This window comes from Lysobacter sp. M2-1, from assembly GCF_022662495.1.
Lineage (GTDB): Bacteria > Pseudomonadota > Gammaproteobacteria > Xanthomonadales > Xanthomonadaceae > JAKPBU01.
The window spans coordinates 1870781-1889201 of sequence record NZ_JAKPBU010000001.1; the positions used below are offsets into that span (position 1 = coordinate 1870781).

The window sequence follows — 18421 nt, forward strand, 5'->3', positions numbered from 1 at the left end:
AGCGGCCTCGGCCGCGATTGCGTTTGATCTCGACTGTTCCGGGTTTCAGGGAAGGGCGTTCGCGAGCAAGCTCGCTCCCACAGAAGTCGCTCAGGCTGGCCCCATCCCTTCCATTCAGGTTCAGCTGGCCGCGTGCTAATCTTCGCGGTCGTATAACGTCAGATTTGCGTTAAAGCGCAGTCCCCCGCCGCGCATCCCGATTCGATCCCCTCCTGATGCCCCAGCAGCGCACCCTGAAGAACACCATCCGCGCCACCGGCGTCGGGCTGCATAGCGGGCAGAAGGTCTACATGACATTGCGGCCGGCCGGGATCGACGCCGGCATCGTGTTCCGCCGCACGGATCTGGATCCGGTGGTCGAGTTGCCCGCGCGCGCCGATCTGGTCACTGAGACAATGTTGTGCACCGGCCTGTCGCAGGGCGCTGGCAAGGTGATGACGGTCGAGCACCTATTGTCCGCCCTGGCCGGACTGGGCATCGACAATTGCATCGTCGACCTGTCGGCGCCTGAAGTGCCGATCATGGACGGCTCGGCCGGCCCGTTCGTGTTCCTGCTGCAGTCGGCGGGCATCCAGGAACAGGCCGCACCCAAGCGTTTCATCCGAATCCGCCAGCCGGTCGAGGTGCGCGAAGGCGACAAGGTTGCGCGCTTCGAGCCCTACGACGGGTTCAAGCTCGGCTTCACCGTGCAGTTCGACCATCCGGCGATCCCGGCGGCGCAGTCCCGCGCCGAGGTCGACTTCTCCACCACCACCTATGTCAAGGAAGTCAGCCGCGCACGCACCTTCGGCTTCATGCGCGACCTGGAGTTCATGCGCGAGCGAAACCTCGGCCTGGGCGGCTCGATGGACAATGCGATCGTGCTCGACGAGTTCCGCGTGCTGAACGAGGACGGGCTGCGCTACGCGGACGAATTCGTGCGCCACAAGATCCTGGACGCGGTCGGCGATCTGTACCTGGCCGGCCACCCGATCATCGGCGCCTTCGAGGGCTTCAAGTCCGGCCATGCCCTCAACAACAAGCTGGTCCGCGCCTTGCTGGCCAGCGCCGAGGCCTGGGAAGAGGTGACCTTCCCGCAAGGCGCGCCCGTGCCTGTCGCCTACACCGCGGGCCTGCAGACGGCCTGAACGCAAACCGCCGGGCGATGGTGTAAATAACGAAATTCTAACATTTCGTTAGCGAAATATAAGCGATCTATTAACCCTTCACGCACCCTTGACCGGTAGCATGCCGCGTCCGCTGTCGGATGGCCGCGTCCAAACGGAACTTTGGGGAGGTTGCGGCCAGTCAGTCGGAATCGCGTCCGGTCGGTGATGTGCGCCCGTGCTGCGAGTCGTCCAGGCTCGCGAGCGCCGCATCAAGCGCCTGGCGCGCCGACGCCGACATCGGTTCGGCCCGTTGCCGTGCAGGTCCTGTGGCCTGCGCGGGTGGACGTCCCACCCGGACGACCAAGGTGGTCACCTGCAGCCCGAGGGAGCGGGCAGCGTCGAGCAGTTGCGGTCCGGCCATGCGCAGTTTCGCGTGCCAGACCGGGGCGTCGACGATGAAAACGAGCCGGTCGCGATCCACGTTCGCCAGCTGCGCATGCGCGGCCAGCGGCGGCGACAGGCAGGTACGCAATCGCTGGTCCAGAGCGTCGAGCCAAAGCGCACGCCGCACGGGATCACCGGCGGCACCCAGCAGCAGCGCGTCGAGCGCCTGCTGCGGCTGCCCCGGGCTTTTCGGCCCAGACCCGGCGCCAGATGAATCGGATGACGATATCGCGATGAGAAAACTCCACCAGGCCTTGCAGAACTTCGGTCACAGGTTCACCCGCCTGGGCCAGCATGTCTACGGTTCGGCCTTCTGCAACCCTGCGGTCGCCAGCGTGCTACTGGTCGCGGTGGGCATTGCCGCCGGCGCCGGGCTGCGCGATACGGTCGGCTTCGCCGAGCATGCGCGCCTCGCGGCCCGCGCCGCGCAGCAGGCCGGGCAGATCGATGCCGCCCAGCGCGAGGTCAACGCCCTGGCCGCGCGCCTGGGAGAGCTGCAGGCCCAGGCCAACCGCCTCAACGCACTCGGCGAGCGCCTGACCCAGGCAGGCCAGCTGGGCGACGGGGAATTCGATTTCGACAAGCCGGTGGCGATCGGCGGCGATGGCCCGGTGCGCGACATGGCGCCGGGCGAACTGCGCGCCGGCATGGCCGCACTGCAAACCCAGTTCAGCGCGTCGGGCCGGCAGCTGTCGGTGCTCGAGTCGCTGCTGTTCAACCGCAAGCTCGAAGCCGACGCGACGCCCTCGCGGGCGCCGGTGGCGCACAGCTACATCACCTCCGGCTTCGGCGGCCGTGCCGATCCGTTCGGCGGCGGCAGCCAGTACCACAAGGGCATCGACTTCGACGCCAACACCGGCGATGCGGTGGTGGCGGTCGCCGACGGCGTGGTCAGCTATTCGGGCCGGCGCAGCGGCTACGGCAACGTGGTCGAAGTCGACCACGGCAATGGCTACGTCACCCGCTACGCGCACAACTCACGGCTACTGGTCCAGGTCGGGCAGCTCGTGCGGGTCGGGCAGGAGCTGGCGAAGGCCGGCTCCACCGGGCGTTCCACCGGCGCGCACGTGCATTTCGAGGTCTGGGAGAACGGGCGCGTGGTCAATCCGCGCAAGTTCCTCGGTCAGCAGGGCTTCAAGCGCGCGTAGAGCCTGCCCCGGACCAGATCCGGGGTCGGGGCTACGTTCCCGACGCGCGGGATATCCGGCATTGCCCGGGCGGCCCGGTCGCAGCCGCCTTGATACCCTGCGCAGGCGTCTCCAAGTACAATCGCGCGTTGCCAAAGAAGGGCGCCCAGCGCCCTTTTTTATTTGTCGCGGAGACCGCGCCGTGCCGCGTCCCGCCCTCTCCAGGATCCGCCGCCTCCATGCTCAACCGCCTGCTCACTTCCGTCTTCGGTAGCCGCAACGAACGCCTGATCAAACGCCTGGAAGGCATCGTCGCCAAGGTCAACGCGTTCGAGCCACAGATGCAGGCGCTCAGCGACGCGGAACTGCAGGCCAAGACCCCGGAACTGAAGGCGCGGGTGGAGGCAGGCGAATCGCTGGACAAGCTGCTGCCGGAGGCCTTCGCCGTCTGCCGCGAGGCCAGCGTGCGGGTGCTGGGCATGCGTCATTACGACGTGCAGCTGATCGGCGGCATGATCCTGCACATGGGCAAGATCGCCGAGATGCGCACCGGCGAGGGCAAGACCCTGGTCGCGACGCTGCCGGTCTACCTCAATGCCCTGGCCAGCAAGGGCGTGCACGTGGTGACGGTCAACGATTACCTGGCCCGGCGCGACGCGGCCTGGATGGGCCGGCTCTACAACTGGCTGGGCCTGAGCGTGGGCGTGGTGTACCCGGGCATGCCGCACTCGGACAAGCACGCCGCCTACGCAAGCGATATCACCTACGGCACCAACAACGAATTCGGCTTCGATTACCTGCGCGACAACATGGCGCTGGCCAAGGAAGACCGGTTCCAGCGCGGGCTGCACTACGCGATCGTGGACGAAGTCGACTCGATCCTGATCGACGAGGCGCGCACCCCGCTGATCATTTCCGGGCCGGCCGACGAATCGCCGGAGCTGTACCTCAAGGTCAACCGGATCGTGCCCTCGCTCACCCGGCAGAAGGAAGAGGAAGGCGAGGGCGACTACTGGGTGGACGAGAAGGGCAAGCAGGTGCACATGTCCGAAGCCGGGCAGGAGCACGCCGAGGAACTGCTGCGCCGTGCCGGGATCCTGGAAGGCGACGACAGCCTGTACGCCGCGCACAACATCCATGTGGTCCATCATCTCAACGCGGCGATGCGCGCCCACGCCATTTATCAGCGCGATGTCGACTACATCGTGCGCGACGGCGAAGTGGTGATCGTCGACGAATTCACCGGCCGTACCCTGCCGGGCCGGCGCTGGTCCGACGGCCTGCACCAGGCGGTCGAAGCCAAGGAAGGCGTGCCGGTGCAGCGCGAGAACCAGACCCTCGCCAGCATCACCTTCCAGAACCTGTTCCGCATGTACGGCAAGCTCGCCGGCATGACCGGCACCGCCGATACCGAGGCCTACGAGTTCCAGAGCATTTACGGGCTCGAGGTGGTGGTGATCCCGACCCACCGGCCGATGGTGCGCAAGGACCATTCCGATCAGGTCTTCCTCAACCGCGCGGGCAAGTACCGCGCCGTGGTCAACGAGATCAAGGAGTGCGCAGCGCGCAACCAGCCGGTGCTGGTGGGCACGACCTCGATCGAGGTCTCGGAACTGCTCAGCGAACAGTTGCGCGAAGCCGGCATCGCCCACGAGGTGCTCAACGCCAAGCAGCACGAGCGCGAAGCGCATATCGTCGCCAACGCCGGCATGCCTGGCGCGGTCACCATCGCCACCAACATGGCCGGCCGCGGTACCGATATCGTGCTCGGCGGTTCGCTCGAAGCGGCGCTGGTGGAGCTGCCCGAGGACGCGGGCGAAGCCGAGCGCGAACGCGTCAAGGCCGAATGGCAGCAACGCCACGACGCGGTCAAGGCCGCCGGCGGCCTGCACATCGTGGGCACCGAACGCCACGAGTCGCGGCGCATCGACAACCAGCTGCGTGGCCGCTCCGGCCGCCAGGGCGATCCGGGTTCGTCCCGCTTCTACCTGTCGCTGGAAGACAACCTGATGCGCATCTTCGCCGCCGACTGGGTGCAGCGGGTCATGGCGCGCATGGGCCTGAAGGAAGACGACATCATCGAGTCGCCATTGGTGACCAAGCAGATCGCCAACGCGCAGCGCAAGGTCGAGGCCCACAACTTCGACATCCGCAAGAACCTGCTCGACTTCGACGACGTCAACAACGACCAGCGCAAGGTGATCTACGGCCAGCGCGACGAGCTGCTGGAAGCCGAGAGCGTGCAGGAGAACGTCGATGGCATCCGCGCCGACGTCGTCGCCGACCTGGTCGAGCGGCACGTCCCGGCCAACTCGATCGACGACCAGTGGGACCTGCCGGGCCTGGAAGCCGCGCTGCGCGAGGAGTACGGCGTGCAGATGCCGCTGGTCCAGGAGGCCGCGGCCCGTACCGAGCTGGACGCCGAAACGATCATGCGCGAAGTGCAGGACACCGTGGCCAAGGTGTTCACCGACAAGGAAGCGCAGATCGGCGCCGAGAACATGCGCATGCTCGAGAAGCACATCATGCTCAACGTGCTCGACGAGAACTGGAAGCAGCACCTGGCGCGCATGGACTACCTGCGCCAGGGCATCCACCTGCGCGGCTATGCGCAGAAGCAGCCCAAGCAGGAATACAAGAAGGAAGCCTTCGAGCTGTTCAGCGAGATGCTGGACAAGGTCAAGCGCGAGGTGATCACCCTGCTGGCGCGGGTGCGCATCCGCACCGAGGAAGAAATCGTGCAGGCCGAAGCCGCCGAGCGCGCACGCGCCGAGGCGATGGCGCGGCAGATGCAGTTCCAGCACGCCGAAGCCGGCGGCCTGGGCGCCGACGAGGAAGCGGCCGAATTCGCGGCCGGGCAGGGCGCGGCAGCCGCGGCGCCGGCGACCATCGTGCGCGAGGGCGCCAAGGTCGGTCGCAACGATCCGTGCCCCTGCGGCAGCGGGAAGAAGTACAAGCACTGCCATGGACAGCTCGCGTAAGAGCCGGGAATCGGGATCCGGGATTCGTGAAAGTCAAAAGCAGTCGATCCGAGCGTGGCGAGCATTCTGATTCGTCGAGCAGCCCGGCGACGAAGCAGCAGACGCGCCCTGACGAATCCTCAATCCCGAATCCCCAATCCCATCGCCTGATCCACGTCGTCGCCGGTGTCATCACCGATCCGCGCGGGCGGATCCTGCTGGCCCGGCGTACGCGCGGACGCGATCTGGCGGGGCTGTGGGAGTTCCCCGGTGGCAAGGTCGATCCCGGCGAGACGCCCGAACAGGCGCTGACGCGCGAACTGCGCGAGGAGCTCGGCATCGAGGTCCGGATCGGCACGCCGGTGATCGCGGTGCCGCACCGCTATCCGCACAAGCGCCTGCGGCTGGACGTGCGCCAGATCGCCGGCTATCGCGGTACGCCCAAGGGTCTGGACGGACAGGCGCTGGCCTGGGTGCCGCCGCCCAAGCTCAGCAGCTATCCGATGCCGGCGGCCGACCGCCCCGTGGTCGCGGCGCTGCAGCAGCCGGATCGCTATCTGGTGACGCCGTCCCCGGGCGATGACGATGCGGCCTGGCTCGACCGCCTGCAGCGCGCACTGCACAGCGGCGTCGGCCGCGTCCAGCTGCGCCATGCCGGCACCGATGCGCCGCGCTGGGCCGCGCTGTGCGCGCGCGCCGTCGGGCTGTGCCGCACCGCCGGGGTCGAGGTCCTGATCAACGCCGACATCGCCCTGGCCTCGGCGCTGGGCACGGGCGTGCATCTGCGCGCCGCGCAGCTGGCTGCACTGCCGCAGCGCCCGCTGCCTGCCGGCCAGCTGGTGGCGGCCTCCTGCCACGACCTGGACGAACTACGCCACGCCGAGCGCCTGGGCTGCGACTTCGCCGTGGTCGGCCCCTTGCGCGAAACGGCTTCGCATCCCGGCATCGCCGGCATCGGCTGGCCCGCCTTCGCCGCCCTGCGCGAACACGCCTCGCTCCCGCTCTATGCGATCGGCGGCCTCACCCCCGCAGACCTGGCCGAAGCCCGAGCGCACGGCGCCCAGGGCATCGCCGCCATTCGCGGCTTGTGGGGGTAATTCGGGCCACGCCCGACGTCGCGACCATCGTCTGATCGACGCAGGTCGGGCCTACGCGCCCGACGTTGCGGCCATCCAGCTTCTCGACGTAGGTCGGGCCTACGCGCCCGACGTTGCGGCCATCCAGCTTCTCGATGTAGGTCGGGCCGATGCGCCCGACGTTGTGGCCTTCCGGCTTCTCGACGTAGGTCGGGCCTATGTGCCCGACGTCGGACCGCCACGCCACGGCATGTGGTCCCAATCCTCTGGCGGGATCGCACCCCAATCACATCGGTAAACGCCACGTGCCACCCACTGCGACAGGCTCGACCACGGCCAGTCGCCGGCATGCGTCACCAGTCCGTGCTTGACTGGGTTGAAATGCAGGTAATCAAGATGACGCCGAAAATCGTCGGCATCGCGAATCACATGGTCGAAATATCGGCGTTGCCAGAGACGTTCGCCAGGATGCAGTGGCCGCCATCGCGAAAGCACCGCGCGCTTGAAGCTTCCCACTAGCATCGGTACTCGTGTTGCCCCGCAAGGGCACAGGAGCAGATGCAGATGGTCCTCCAGCACAACATGACCGTAGTGCCGAAACGGATGCCAGGACCTTACGGATTGCAGCGCGTCTAGGACTTGCCCACACACTTCGGGTGGCCGAAACCAAGGGGTGCGGTCATTGCACGCCAAAGTGAGGAATACGATCTGTCCGGCGGAGAAATAGCGACGATAGCGAGGCATGTCGCAAGCGTCCGCTACTGATCGGCCTCGCGCGATCGGGAAATGTCTAGAAATCTCTCGGAAGAATCCCGAATCGGGCGTCGGGGGCATAGCCCCGACCTACGCATGGAGGCGCGCCACGCGCGGTTACGGCATGGGGACGAGGGTAGGTCGGGCCTACGTGCCCGACGGGGTCGTGCGATTGACAATATCCGCTTCGGGCGACGGAGCCTGGGCCCAGCAGCGATTGCTACCGGCCGTGCATCTCGCGCGAGCATCGGGGGCATAGCCCCGACCCGCGCATCGCTACACACGGTTCTCAGGAGGCAGCCATCGCCGCGAAGGCCAGATACCGCCGGTGCAGGGCTTCGACGTGGGCATCGAGGTCGTCGAGCACGCCGTCGTTGACGATGATGTCGTCGGCGATGGCCAGGCGTTGGGCGCGCGTGGCTTGCGCGGCGATCATCTTGCGAGCCAGGTCGGCATCGACCCGGTCGCGGGCCATGACCCGTTCGGCCTGCACGGCTTCGGGCACGTCCACCAGCAGGATCCGGTCGAGCCACGGGTATGCGTTCCGCCCGCCGCCCTCGGTGAGCAGCGGAATCGCGGCAATCGCATAGGCGCCGGGCGCGGTCGCGCATTGCCCCTGCAGCTGGGCGCGCACCCGCGGATGCACGATCGCCTCCAGGCGTTTGCGCGCATCGACATCGTCGAACACCAGTCGCCGCATCGCGCCACGGTCCAGTGCCCCGTCGGCCAGCAGTACCTGTGGGCCGAACGTGGCGACCACTTCGGCAAGGCCCTCACTGCCGGGCTCGACGGCTGCGCGCGCCGCCACGTCCGCGTCGGCGACGGTGACGCCCAGCGCCGCGAATCGAAGCGCTACCTCGCTCTTGCCCGAGGCGACGCCGCCGGTGAGGCCGATGATGTAATCGCTCATCCCGAGATTATGTAGGAGCGCCGCTTCGGCGCGACCGGGGATTCCGGTTGGCAGGAACGTCCGGTTGATCCGGTCGCGCCTGAGAGGCGCTCCTACAAGGGCCCTGACGGCGCCGCAGTGTTCGAAGTGGCGACGTTCCTGTAGGAGCGCCGCTTCGGCGCGACCAAGGTTTCCGGTTGGCAGGAACGTCCGGTTGATCCGGTCGCGCCTGAGAGGCGCTCTTACAAGGGCCCTGACGGCGCCGCAGTGTTCGAAGTGGCGACGTTCCTGTAGGAGCGCCGCTTCGGCGCGGCCAAGGTTTCCGGTTGGCACGAACACCCGGTTGATCCGGTCGCGCCTGGGAGGCGCTCCTACAACGGGCGTCAGGCATGTGGGTGTCCGTTCGGCCCCGGATCGAGTCCGCGGCAGGCTCTACCGCAACCCGGCGAAGCGCAGATAGACGTCGATCATCTGCCCGCCCCACATGAAGACGATCCAGCCGGCCACGGCCAGATACGGCCCGAACGGAATCGGTGTGGCGCGGTCGCGGCCCTTCATCGCCAGCCAGATCGAGCCGATGATCGCGCCCACCAGCGAGGACATCAGGATCGTCGGCAGGATCCCCTGCAGCCCGGTCCAGGCGCCCAGCGCGGCCAGCAATTTGAAGTCGCCGTGCCCCATGCCTTCCTTGCCGGTGATCTGCTTGAACAGCCACCACACCGACCACAGGCTCACGTACCCGGCGATCACGCCCAGCAGGGCCGGCTTCACCGGCATGTACAGACTGTCGCTGGCCGCGATCAGGCCCAGCCACAGCAGCGGCAGGGTCAGCTGGTCGGGTAGCAGCTGGGTGCGCAGGTCGATCCCAGCCAGCGCAATGAGAAAGCAGGTCAGCACGATCGCACCGAACCCCTGCCAGCCGAAGCCGAAGCGCCACACGCAGGCCACCACCAGCAGCATTGTCAGCAGTTCCACCAGCGGGTACTGCACGGACACGGGCGCGCCGCAGTGCCGGCACTTGCCGCGCTGGATCAGCCAGCTGAGCAGCGGGATGTTCTCGTACCAGGACAGCTGCGCCTTGCAATGGGGGCAGTGCGAGCGCTCCACCACGATGCCCGGCGGCGGCGGATCGTACAGCTCCGGCTCGCCCAGCATCTCGCGGCTGTCGCGCTTCCATTGCCATTCCAGCCGGCGCGGCATGCGCAGAATCACCACGTTGAGGAAGCTGCCCAGCGCCGCGCCGAACACGGCCGCGGCGGGGTACCCCAGTGCGGGGTTCTGATCAAGAAACGCCATCTAGTTCTCCCTTCCTCGCGCGCGGGGAAGGGCCGGGGTGGGGGCGGGCACCCGCCTCAACCGACCGTCGCCGCCAGCTTGAAGATCGGCAGGTACATCGCGATCACGATCGCGCCCACCAGGGTGCCGATGATCACCATCACCATCGGCTCGATCAGGCTGCTCAGCGCGTCGACCGCGTTGTTGACTTCCTGCTCGTAGAACTCGGCCACCTTGAACAGCATGGCATCGAGCGCGCCGGCCTCCTCGCCGATCGACGTCATCTGCACCACCATGTGCGGGAACAGGTTGACCTGCTTCATCGCAACGTTAACCGGGTAGCCCACGGCGATGTCGTCGCGCATGCGCAGCACCGCCTGCTCGTAGACGCGGTTGCCGCAGGCGCCGGCGACGCTGTCCATGGCTTCCACCAGCGGCACGCCGGCCTTGAAGCTCACCGCCAGCGTGCGCGAGAAGCGCGCGATCGACGAGTGGTGCAGCACCTGTCCGATGATCGGCAACTTCAGCAGCAGGCGATCGATGGTGTAACGCATCTTCGGCGAGCGCTTGTAGAAGTAAATGAAGACGGCGAACGCGCCGATCGCAGCGAACAGCACCAGCCACCAGAACTTCACGAACAGCTCGGAAATGCCGAATACGAGGCTGGTAAATGCAGGCAGATCGGCGCCGTAATCGGAAAAAGCGTCCTTGAAGGTCGGCACCACGAAGATCATCAGGATCGCGCAGACGATGATCGCCACCGCAATGATCGTGGTCGGATAGAACAGCGCCTTCTTGATCTTGCCCTTGATGGTCTCGATGTTTTCCTTGTAGGTGGCAATGGTCTCCAGGATCGTTTCCAGCACGCCTGCGGACTCGCCCGCGCGCACCAGGTTGCGATACAGGTCGTCGAACTGGATGGGATGTTTGCTCAACGCCTCGTAGATCGAGGAGCCGCCCTCGATCTCCAGCCGCAGGCTGTCCACCATCGCCTTCATCTTGGGATTCTTCTGGCCATTGCCGATGATCTCCAGCGACTGGATCAGCGGCACGCCGGATTTCATCATCGTCGCCAGCTGGCGGCTGAAGACCGCGATGTCCTTAGCCGAGATCTTCTTGCCGGCACCGCCGAACAGCGGCTTGGGCTTGGTCTTGACCACCGTGGGGTTGATGCCCTGGCGGCGCAGCTCGGCCCGCACCAGATTGGCGCTCTTGGCCTGCTGCTCGCCCTTCATCTTGACACCGCGCTTGTCGGTGCCCTCCCAGACGTACATGTCCAGGGTCACCCCGGCGCGCGCCGTGCCGACGGCGGCCTTGGTGGTCTTCTTGGCGACGGTGCGGCTCACGGCCATGATCGATCTCCCGCGGCGGCTCCCCAGCCGGCGCTCATGTCCCGCATCCTAGTGCGTTTGCGGGCAAAAGTGAAAATTGCGTTCGTGACGCCCCGCTCATTCCCGTAGGAGCGCCTCTCGGGCGCGACCCACAATCCGGGGGTGGTCCTGTAGGAGTGCCTCTCAGGCGCGACCCATGATCCGATACGCCAAACACCATCCGGTCGCGCCGAAGCGGCGCTCCTACACCGGCAGCCCGTAGGCTGATCTGCGCCCCGACGCGCTCCCGCCGCTAATCCTTGGTGACGCGATTGATCTCGGCCAGGCTGGTCATGCCCTTCTTCACCTTGAGCAGGGCCGACTGGCGCAGATCGTTGATCCCGTTGCGCCGGGCGGCCTCGGCGATCTGCATCGCACTGCCTCCTTCCAACACGATGTTCTGGATCTCCTCGGTCATCGGCATCACCTGGTAAATGCCGGTGCGGCCCTTGTAGCCCTCGGTGCATTCGCTGCAGCCCACCGCCTCGTAGATCTCCAGGCCGGCATGGATCTCGTCGGCGGTGAAGCCCTCGGCCAGCAGCGCGTGCTCGGGCAGCTCCACCTTGCGCTTGCACTCATGCAGGCGCCGGGCCAGGCGCTGGGCGATCACCAGGGTCACCGAGCTGGTGATGTTGTACGGCGCCACGCCCATGTTCATCAGACGTGCAATGGTCTGCGGGGCGTCGTTGGTATGCAGGGTGGACAGCACCATGTGGCCGGTCTGGGCCGCCTTGATCGCGATCTCTGCGGTTTCCAGGTCGCGGATTTCGCCCACCATGATCACGTCCGGGTCCTGGCGCAAAAAGCTGCGCAGCGCGGCGGCAAAGGTCATGCCGCGCTTCACGTTCATCTGCACCTGGTTGACGCCCGACATGCGGATTTCCACCGGGTCCTCGACCGTGGAGATATTGCGGCCTTCCTCGTTGAGGATGTTCAGCGCGGTATACAACGAGACGGTCTTGCCCGAGCCGGTGGGGCCGGTCACCAGGACCATGCCGTAGGGCTTCTGCACCGCGTCAACGAACAGCTTCTTCTGGTTTTCCTCGTAGCCCAGCTTATCGATCCCCATGCGCGCGGCACTGCTGTCCAGGATGCGCAGCACCACCTTCTCGCCGAACAGGGTGGGCAGGGTGCTGGTGCGGAAGTCGATCTGCTTGCTCTTGCTCAGGTTGAGCTTGATCCGGCCGTCCTGCGGCACCCGCTTCTCGGCGATGTCCAGCTGCGCCATCACCTTCAGGCGGGCGGCGATGCGCTGGTGCAGCTTCACCGGCACCGTGGCGATCTGCTTGAGCAGGCCGTCGATGCGCAAGCGCACCCGGTACTGGGTTTCGTAGGGTTCGAAGTGGATATCCGAGGCGCCGCGGCGGATCGCGTCCACCAGCACCTTGTTCACGAACTTCACCACCGGAGTGTCGTCGCCCTTGGCGTCAACACCCGCGTCGGCGGCGTTAGCCAGGTCGTCGTCGCCGCCAGAGACCTCCAGGCCTTCCATGCCCTCGCCATCCCCGAGCGCGTCGTCCAGGCTGTCGCTGGCGTTCTGCCATTGCTCCATGACGCGGGCGATCTGGTCCGCGCCCAGCAGGATCGGCTCCACCACCAAGTTGGTGTGGAATTTGATCTCGTCCAGGGCGTGGGTATTGGTCGGGTCGCTGACGCCCACGAACAGGCGCCCGCCGCGCTTGAACAGCGGCAGCACGGCATGCTTCTGCAGCAACTCCTCCTTGACCAGGCGCACCGCGCTCTGGACCGGGTCCATGGCGAATGGATCGAACAGGGGCATGCCGAACTCGATCGAGTTCGCGGCCGACAGGGCGCCCGGCGACACCAGGCGCTTGTCCAGCAGCCAGGTCGCCAGGGGTTTCTTGGCCTTGGTCGCCGCGTCCATGGCCTCGCGTGCCGCGCCCTCGTCCAGGGCGCCGTCCAGGACCAGGCGGCGGGCGATGCCGGTGATCCCGACCAGGTTGGCTGTAGGTACTGCGCTCATGCGTCCTCCGAGAAAGTCCGAGTCTACGCCCGCAAACCGCGTGCCATGACAGGGCCACATCGGCAACCGCCGGCGTTACAGGCTAATCTTGCCGCGAAAAGGGGAAGTTATGCGCGTTACCGTGATCATGCCCGCAAAAAACGAGGCCGAGGGCCTGCGGCAAACCCTGCCGCGGCTGCACGCGCAGCTGCCCGAGGCGGAGCTGATCGTGGTCGACGACGGCTCCAGCGACGGCACCGCCCTGGTTGCCAGCGAAGCCGGCAGTCGCGCACTGACCTCGCCGTATTCCATGGGCAACGGCGCGGCGATCAAGCGCGGCGCGCGCGCCGCCAGCGGCGAGGTCCTGGTGTTCATGGACGCGGACGGCCAGCACGACCCGGCGCATATCCCCCTGCTGCTGGCCAAGCTGGACGAGGGCTACGACATGGTGGTGGGCGCGCGCGACGGCAGCGGCCAGGCCAGCGCCGGCCGCAGCGCCGCCAATGCGTTCTACAACAAGTTGGCCAGCTGGATGACCGGCAAGCCCATCGCCGACCTGACCTCCGGCTTTCGCGCGGTGCGCGCTGACAAGTTCCGCGAGTTCCTGCATTTGCTGCCCAACGGCTTTTCCTATCCCACCACCATCACAATGGCGTTCTTCCGCAGCGCCTACCCGGTGGCCTACGTGCCGATCCCGGTGGCCAAGCGCATCGGCAGGAGCCATATCCGACCGATCCGCGATGGGCTGCGCTTTCTGTTGATCATTTTCAAGATCGCCACGCTGTATTCGCCGCTCAAGCTTTTCGCCCCCACTGGCGCGGCCTTCTTCCTGCTGGGTCTGGGCTATTACGGCTATACCTATACGACCCAGGGCCGTTTCACCAATATGAGTGCGCTGCTTTTCAGCGCGGCCGTGATCATCTTCCTGATCGGGTTGATTTCAGAGCAGATCACGTCATTGACATACAAGCAGGAGCGCACCTGAGTGAAGCGCGCGCTTATCACCGGCGTTACGGGTCAGGACGGGGCGTATCTGGCCGAGCTGCTGCTGGACAAGGGTTACGAGGTGCACGGCATCAAGCGGCGTGCCTCGTCGTTCAATACCAAGCGCATCGACCATCTGTATCGCGATCCGCACGAAAAGGGTGTGCGGTTCTTCCTGCACCACGGTGACGTTACCGACTCGTCGAGCCTGATCCGCATCATGCAGCAGACCCAGCCGGACGAGGTCTATAACCTCGCGGCGCAGAGTCACGTCGCGGTGTCGTTCGAACAGCCAGAATACACGGCCGACACCAACGCGCTCGGCACACTGCGCCTTCTGGAGGCGATCCGTATCTTGGACATGCAGAAGCGCACGCGCTTTTACCAGGCTTCCACCTCAGAGATGTACGGCATGGTGCGGGAAACGCCGCAGCGCGAGACCACGCCGTTCTACCCGCGATCGCCGTACGCCGCCGCCAAGCTCTATGCCTACTGGATCACGGTGAACTACCGCGAGGCGCACGGTATCCACGCAAGCAACGGCATCCTGTTCAACCACGAGTCGCCGGTGCGCGGCGAGAACTTCGTCACGCGCAAGATCACGCGTGGACTTGCGCGGATCAAGCTCGGGCTGCAGACGTGCCTGTACCTGGGCAACCTGGATGCCAAGCGCGACTGGGGTCACGCACGCGACTATGTCGTCGCGCAGTGGCTGGTTCTGCAGCAGGATGATCCGGGTGACTACGTCATCGCGTCCGGTCACCAGCACAGCGTGCGGGACTTCGTCGCTGCGGCCGCGCGCGAGATGGAGATTGACCTCACATGGCGCGGCAGCGGCCTGGACGAGCAGGGGGTGGACGGGCATGGCCAGGTGATCGTGGCCATCGACCCGCGCTACTTTCGCCCGGCCGAAGTCGACACGCTGCTCGGCGATGCATCGAAGGCGAAGCGCGAACTCGGCTGGGAGCCGTCGATCGGCTTCGACGAACTCGTGCGAGAGATGGCGCAGGCCGACCTGCGCGCCGCGCAGCGCGATTCTCTGATCACGCAGCACGGCTACCGCGCCGACGACTTCAACGAGTAGCGCCCATGCGCCTGGCGCGGAACATGGCGGCAGCGATGGCCAACTCGGTCATCGTCGTCCTGATCAACCTGGTGGCGCTGCCATTCTACCTGCGCCTGCTCGGCATGGAGGCCTACGGCCTCATTGGCTTCTACGCGACGCTGCAGGCGGTGCTACAAGTTCTCGACCTCGGTCTTGCCCCCACCGTTAGTCGCGAGATCGCGCATGGCGCGGAAACGGGACACCAGCGGCGTTCGGCCTCGCTGCTGCGAACACTGGGCACCGTGTACATCGGCGTCGCGATCATCATCGCCATGCTCGTCGCGCTCGCCGCGCCGTGGATCGCCGCGCACTGGCTGCAGGCGAAGTCGCTGCCTGAGGCTACAGTCGCGCAGGCTGTCGCATTGATGGGCGTGACCCTCGCGTGCCGCTGGCCCATCAGTCTCTACCACGGCGCACTGGTCGGTGCGCACCGCCTGGCACGTTCAGCGGCGACGAGCGTGACGATGAACATCGCCGCGGCCATTACCACCATCGCGGTGCTGGTGTGGGGCGTTCGCAGCGTCGAAGCGTTCTTCGTCGTGCAGGCGGCCTTCGGCCTGGTGCACGCGATCGCACTGCGCGGGCTGGCGCAGCGCGCCGTGGGCGAGCGCGATGCGCCGTACGACTTCGCGGACCTGCGGCGGGTGTGGCGCTTTTCGGCGTGGATGTCGGGCGTGACGATCGTGGGGACCCTGGTGTCTCAGCTCGACAAGATCGTGCTGAGCCGTATGATTGGGTTAGGAGAATTCGGTCATTATGTCCTCGCTGCATTGATCGTAAGCGGACTGCAGGTGTTGACCACGCCGGCGTTCGCATCGCTGTATCCCAAGTTCTCTGCGCTGATCGCGCGTGGCGACGAGGCTTCGCTCGAACACCTCTACGGGGTCGCGGGACGCCTGTTCGCGATCGCGTTGTTCACCATCGCATTCGGGGTGGTCTTCCACACAGAGCCGTTGCTACTAGTCTGGGTGAGGAATGGCAGCGTGGCGGCAAGCGTAGCGCCAATCGCAGCACTGCTCGTAATCGGCTCGGCATGCAACGGCCTCATGTACTTCGCGCACGCACTGCAGTTGGCTGCAGGGCGGCCGAGGTTCGCGTTCCTGATCGCGTTTGGGTTACTGGTCGTGATGGTCCCGCTGGTGATCGTGCTCGCGAATCGTTTCGGGGCATTGGGAGGCGCTGCCGCCTGGCTGATCGTGAACGCGCTCTATCTTGCGGTGGGTGCTTGGCTCACTGGCCGCTATGTGATGCGGTTCGCAGGGTTGCATTGGCTCACGGCTAACGTCGCTGTTCCTTTGCTAGCGACTCTCATGCCTGCATTGCTTGGCGCGTGGATATGCCGCACTCTGGCGGTCGGGCCATGGGTCGCCTTGGGGATCGGCGGATTCGCCGCGCTGGCAGGCATCGGGCTTGGGATCGTCGGCAGCTTCAAGCCGCGCGAATTTCGCCAGGTCATTGGCATGGCGCTGGGCCGCGCGATATGACGGAGTGAGCGCATGCTAGATCGAGCCATGAATTACTTGATCGACTTCAAGGATCGGCAACGCATAGCCATCGCGCTGGCAAAGGGCGGCGCGGCTATGCTGGCGCGCGAGATCGACGCGCATGATCCACGCACGTGGGAATTCTCCGGCTTCAGTCAAAACGGCGAGGACGGAATCCTGGACGTGCTGCGCCGTCGTCTCGGTTGGTCGAATCGCTACTTGGTCGAGATTGGTGCTGCCGACGGCACGGAGAACAACAGCAGCTGGCTGCTCCTGACCGAGCGATACGAAGGTCTGATGGTTGAGGGCGACCCGCGCCAATCAGCGCGCGCGCGCCGCAACGTCGCGCGCTACAGCATTGGCAGTGAGTGTCTGTCAATGTTCGTCACACTAGACACCGTTGACCGTATCCTCGAGCGGGTCCTCCATCTCGACCCCGACGTGTTCTCGCTAGACATCGATGGAAATGACTACCACATCGCCAACGCGCTGTTCGATCGCGGCTTCCGTCCGAAGATCGTCTCCGTAGAATACAACTCTGCGTTCGGCCCGGAGCGCAGCGTGACGTCGGCTTACAAGGACGACTTCCGTCGTACGGCCGCGCACCCGTCGCACCTGTACTACGGCGTATCGGTCACCGCGTGGAAGACGTTCTTCGCCAAACATGGCTATCGCTTCGTGACGGTGGATTCGAACGGAGTCAATGCGTTCTTCGTCGATCCCTCGCTGTTCGACAAGTCGTTCCTCGACGCAGTCGAGGGGCTTGGTTTCGCGGAGAACCGCTACCAACTACGCGCGCACGGTCGTGACCATGCTGGTCAGTTCGCGCGGATCGCAGACCAGCCGCTCGTGACGGTGTGAGGGCGCGGTGGATCAAGACCGCCCCCGTCTGTCGATCTGCATCGCGACGCTGAACCGCAGCGCGTTCATCGGCGAGACGCTCGACACGATCGCGCCGCAGTTGCGCGACGACGTGGAGTTGGTGATCGCCGACGGCGCTTCGAAGGACGATACGGCGGATGTCGTCGGCCGCTACGCCGCGCGGGACCCGCGCGTGCGCTACGTTCGCCTGCCGGCCGCCTCCGGTGTGGATCAGGATTACGACATCGCGGTATCGCACGCTCGCGGCGACTACTGCTGGCTAATGACGGACGACGACCTGCTCAAGCCCGGCGCTGTCGAGCGCGTGCTGCGCGAACTTCACGGCGACGTAGAGTTAGTCATCGTCAATGCGGAAGTGCGCACTGCCGATTTCGGCGGCACGCTGCGTGGCGCCCTCGTGGCCAAGGACTCCGATGCGGAGTACGCGCTCGAGGACGCCGACGGCCTGCTCGCCGACACAGCGCATGCGCTGAGTTTCATTGGCTGCGTGGTCATCTCGCGCACGTTCTGGTTCGCGCGCGACCGCGCGGCGTACTACGGCTCACTGTTCATCCACGTGGGCGTGATCTTCCAAGGGCTCACGCCGCGCACGCACGTCATCGCCAAGCCCCTGATCACGATCCGCTATGGCAACGCGATGTGGACGCCGCGTGGGTTCGAGATCTGGATGTTCAAGTGGCCATCGCTCGTGTGGTCGTTCCCGGGCGTCTCCGCACAGGCCAAGTCGCGCATCAGCGCACGCGAGCCGTGGCGACAGATGCGAAAGCTCTGGCTCTATCGCAGCATTGGCGGTTACGCGCCGCGCGAGTACGACCGTTTCCTCTCCGGGCGTCCAATGAGCCCGATAGCGCGCCTGTTGGCGCGCACCATCGCGGTAGTGCCCTCGCGTCTCGCCAATGCAATGGCGAGCCTGTACTGCGGCCTGTTCGCACGCCACGCCCGCATGAACATCTACGACCTGTCGCGTAGCCCGCATGCGTCGTTCGTCTCGCGCGCGGTCGCGCGATCGGCGGGATATTGA

At 66.0% G+C, this 18421-nt stretch carries 14 protein-coding genes; 9 read left to right on the plus strand and 5 right to left on the minus strand.

The features are described 5' to 3' along the window. The first annotated feature begins 215 nt into the window (after positions 1 to 215). Positions 216 to 1127: a UDP-3-O-acyl-N-acetylglucosamine deacetylase gene (gene lpxC / locus MC375_RS08190; RefSeq protein WP_242102786.1), complete on the plus strand. Its 912-nt coding sequence runs from the start codon at positions 216 to 218 to the stop codon at positions 1125 to 1127. 160 nt (positions 1128 to 1287) lie between these two features. On the opposite strand, the gene MC375_RS08195 is transcribed toward lpxC, so the two are convergent. Next, positions 1288 to 1761 (minus strand): DUF721 domain-containing protein, encoded by a 474-nt coding sequence (locus MC375_RS08195; protein WP_242102988.1) that lies wholly within the window; start codon positions 1759 to 1761, stop codon positions 1288 to 1290. A gap of 4 nt (positions 1762 to 1765) precedes the next feature. Between MC375_RS08195 and MC375_RS08200 the strand changes: the two genes are divergently transcribed. The 3 genes from MC375_RS08200 (at position 1766) to MC375_RS08210 (ending at position 6716) form a co-directional block, all read left to right on the plus strand. Beyond that, a complete protein-coding gene (locus MC375_RS08200; protein WP_345779265.1) occupies positions 1766 to 2680 on the plus strand; it encodes a M23 family metallopeptidase in 915 nt (304 codons plus the stop codon). 218 nt (positions 2681 to 2898) lie between these two features. After that, positions 2899 to 5640 (plus strand): preprotein translocase subunit SecA, encoded by a 2742-nt coding sequence (gene secA / locus MC375_RS08205; protein WP_242102787.1) that lies wholly within the window; start codon positions 2899 to 2901, stop codon positions 5638 to 5640. 122 nt (positions 5641 to 5762) lie between these two features. Next, entirely contained in the window at positions 5763 to 6716 is a 954-nt protein-coding gene (locus MC375_RS08210; RefSeq protein WP_242102990.1) for a Nudix family hydrolase, read from the plus strand. A 1021-nt stretch (positions 6717 to 7737) separates the two neighbouring features. Here the strand turns inward: MC375_RS08210 and coaE are convergent. The 4 genes from coaE to pilB all read right to left on the minus strand — a co-directional run bounded on the left by coaE (position 7738) and on the right by pilB (position 12966). After that, a complete protein-coding gene (gene coaE, locus MC375_RS08215) occupies positions 7738 to 8358 on the minus strand; it encodes a dephospho-CoA kinase (protein WP_242102788.1) in 621 nt (206 codons plus the stop codon). A gap of 411 nt (positions 8359 to 8769) precedes the next feature. Continuing rightward, positions 8770 to 9633, minus strand: a complete 864-nt coding sequence (locus MC375_RS08220; protein WP_242102789.1) for an A24 family peptidase — start codon at positions 9631 to 9633, stop codon at positions 8770 to 8772. 56 nt (positions 9634 to 9689) lie between these two features. Next, positions 9690 to 10886 (minus strand): type II secretion system F family protein, encoded by a 1197-nt coding sequence (locus MC375_RS08225; protein WP_242102991.1) that lies wholly within the window; start codon positions 10884 to 10886, stop codon positions 9690 to 9692. Between the two features lie 349 nt (positions 10887 to 11235). Continuing rightward, the gene (gene pilB, locus MC375_RS08230; protein ID WP_242102790.1) at positions 11236 to 12966 is read right to left on the minus strand and encodes a type IV-A pilus assembly ATPase PilB; all 1731 of its coding nucleotides are present in this window, start codon (positions 12964 to 12966) and stop codon (positions 11236 to 11238) included. A gap of 109 nt (positions 12967 to 13075) precedes the next feature. On the opposite strand from pilB, the gene MC375_RS08235 reads away from it, so the two are divergent. From MC375_RS08235 to MC375_RS08255, 5 genes are read left to right on the plus strand one after another with little or no spacing between them, the layout of a single operon-like run. Beyond that, on the plus strand, positions 13076 to 13930 hold the full coding sequence (locus MC375_RS08235; protein ID WP_277929296.1) for a glycosyltransferase family 2 protein: 855 nt from the start codon (positions 13076 to 13078) through the stop codon (positions 13928 to 13930). Then, complete coding sequence (gene gmd, locus MC375_RS08240; RefSeq protein ID WP_242102792.1) at positions 13931 to 15013, plus strand: GDP-mannose 4,6-dehydratase; 1083 nt, start codon at positions 13931 to 13933, stop codon at positions 15011 to 15013. A gap of 5 nt (positions 15014 to 15018) precedes the next feature. Beyond that, positions 15019 to 16518: an oligosaccharide flippase family protein gene (locus MC375_RS08245; RefSeq protein WP_242102793.1), complete on the plus strand. Its 1500-nt coding sequence runs from the start codon at positions 15019 to 15021 to the stop codon at positions 16516 to 16518. 27 nt (positions 16519 to 16545) lie between these two features. After that, positions 16546 to 17379, plus strand: coding sequence for a hypothetical protein (locus MC375_RS08250; RefSeq protein ID WP_242102794.1), 834 nt, complete (start codon positions 16546 to 16548; stop codon positions 17377 to 17379). A 7-nt stretch (positions 17380 to 17386) separates the two neighbouring features. Further along, positions 17387 to 18421: a glycosyltransferase family 2 protein gene (locus MC375_RS08255; RefSeq protein WP_242102795.1), complete on the plus strand. Its 1035-nt coding sequence runs from the start codon at positions 17387 to 17389 to the stop codon at positions 18419 to 18421.

Coding starts and splice junctions, on each gene's coding strand:
- lpxC (WP_242102786.1), top strand. CDS start 216: ATGCCCCAGCAGCGCACCCTGAAGAACACCATCCGCGCCACCGGCGTC.
- MC375_RS08200 (WP_345779265.1), top strand. CDS start 1,766: ATGAGAAAACTCCACCAGGCCTTGCAGAACTTCGGTCACAGGTTCACC.
- secA (WP_242102787.1), top strand. CDS start 2,899: ATGCTCAACCGCCTGCTCACTTCCGTCTTCGGTAGCCGCAACGAACGC.
- coaE (WP_242102788.1), bottom strand. CDS start 8,358: ATGAGCGATTACATCATCGGCCTCACCGGCGGCGTCGCCTCGGGCAAG.
- MC375_RS08220 (WP_242102789.1), bottom strand. CDS start 9,633: ATGGCGTTTCTTGATCAGAACCCCGCACTGGGGTACCCCGCCGCGGCC.
- MC375_RS08225 (WP_242102991.1), bottom strand. CDS start 10,886: ATGTACGTCTGGGAGGGCACCGACAAGCGCGGTGTCAAGATGAAGGGC.
- pilB (WP_242102790.1), bottom strand. CDS start 12,966: ATGAGCGCAGTACCTACAGCCAACCTGGTCGGGATCACCGGCATCGCC.
- MC375_RS08235 (WP_277929296.1), top strand. CDS start 13,076: ATGCGCGTTACCGTGATCATGCCCGCAAAAAACGAGGCCGAGGGCCTG.
- MC375_RS08245 (WP_242102793.1), top strand. CDS start 15,019: ATGCGCCTGGCGCGGAACATGGCGGCAGCGATGGCCAACTCGGTCATC.
- MC375_RS08250 (WP_242102794.1), top strand. CDS start 16,546: ATGAATTACTTGATCGACTTCAAGGATCGGCAACGCATAGCCATCGCG.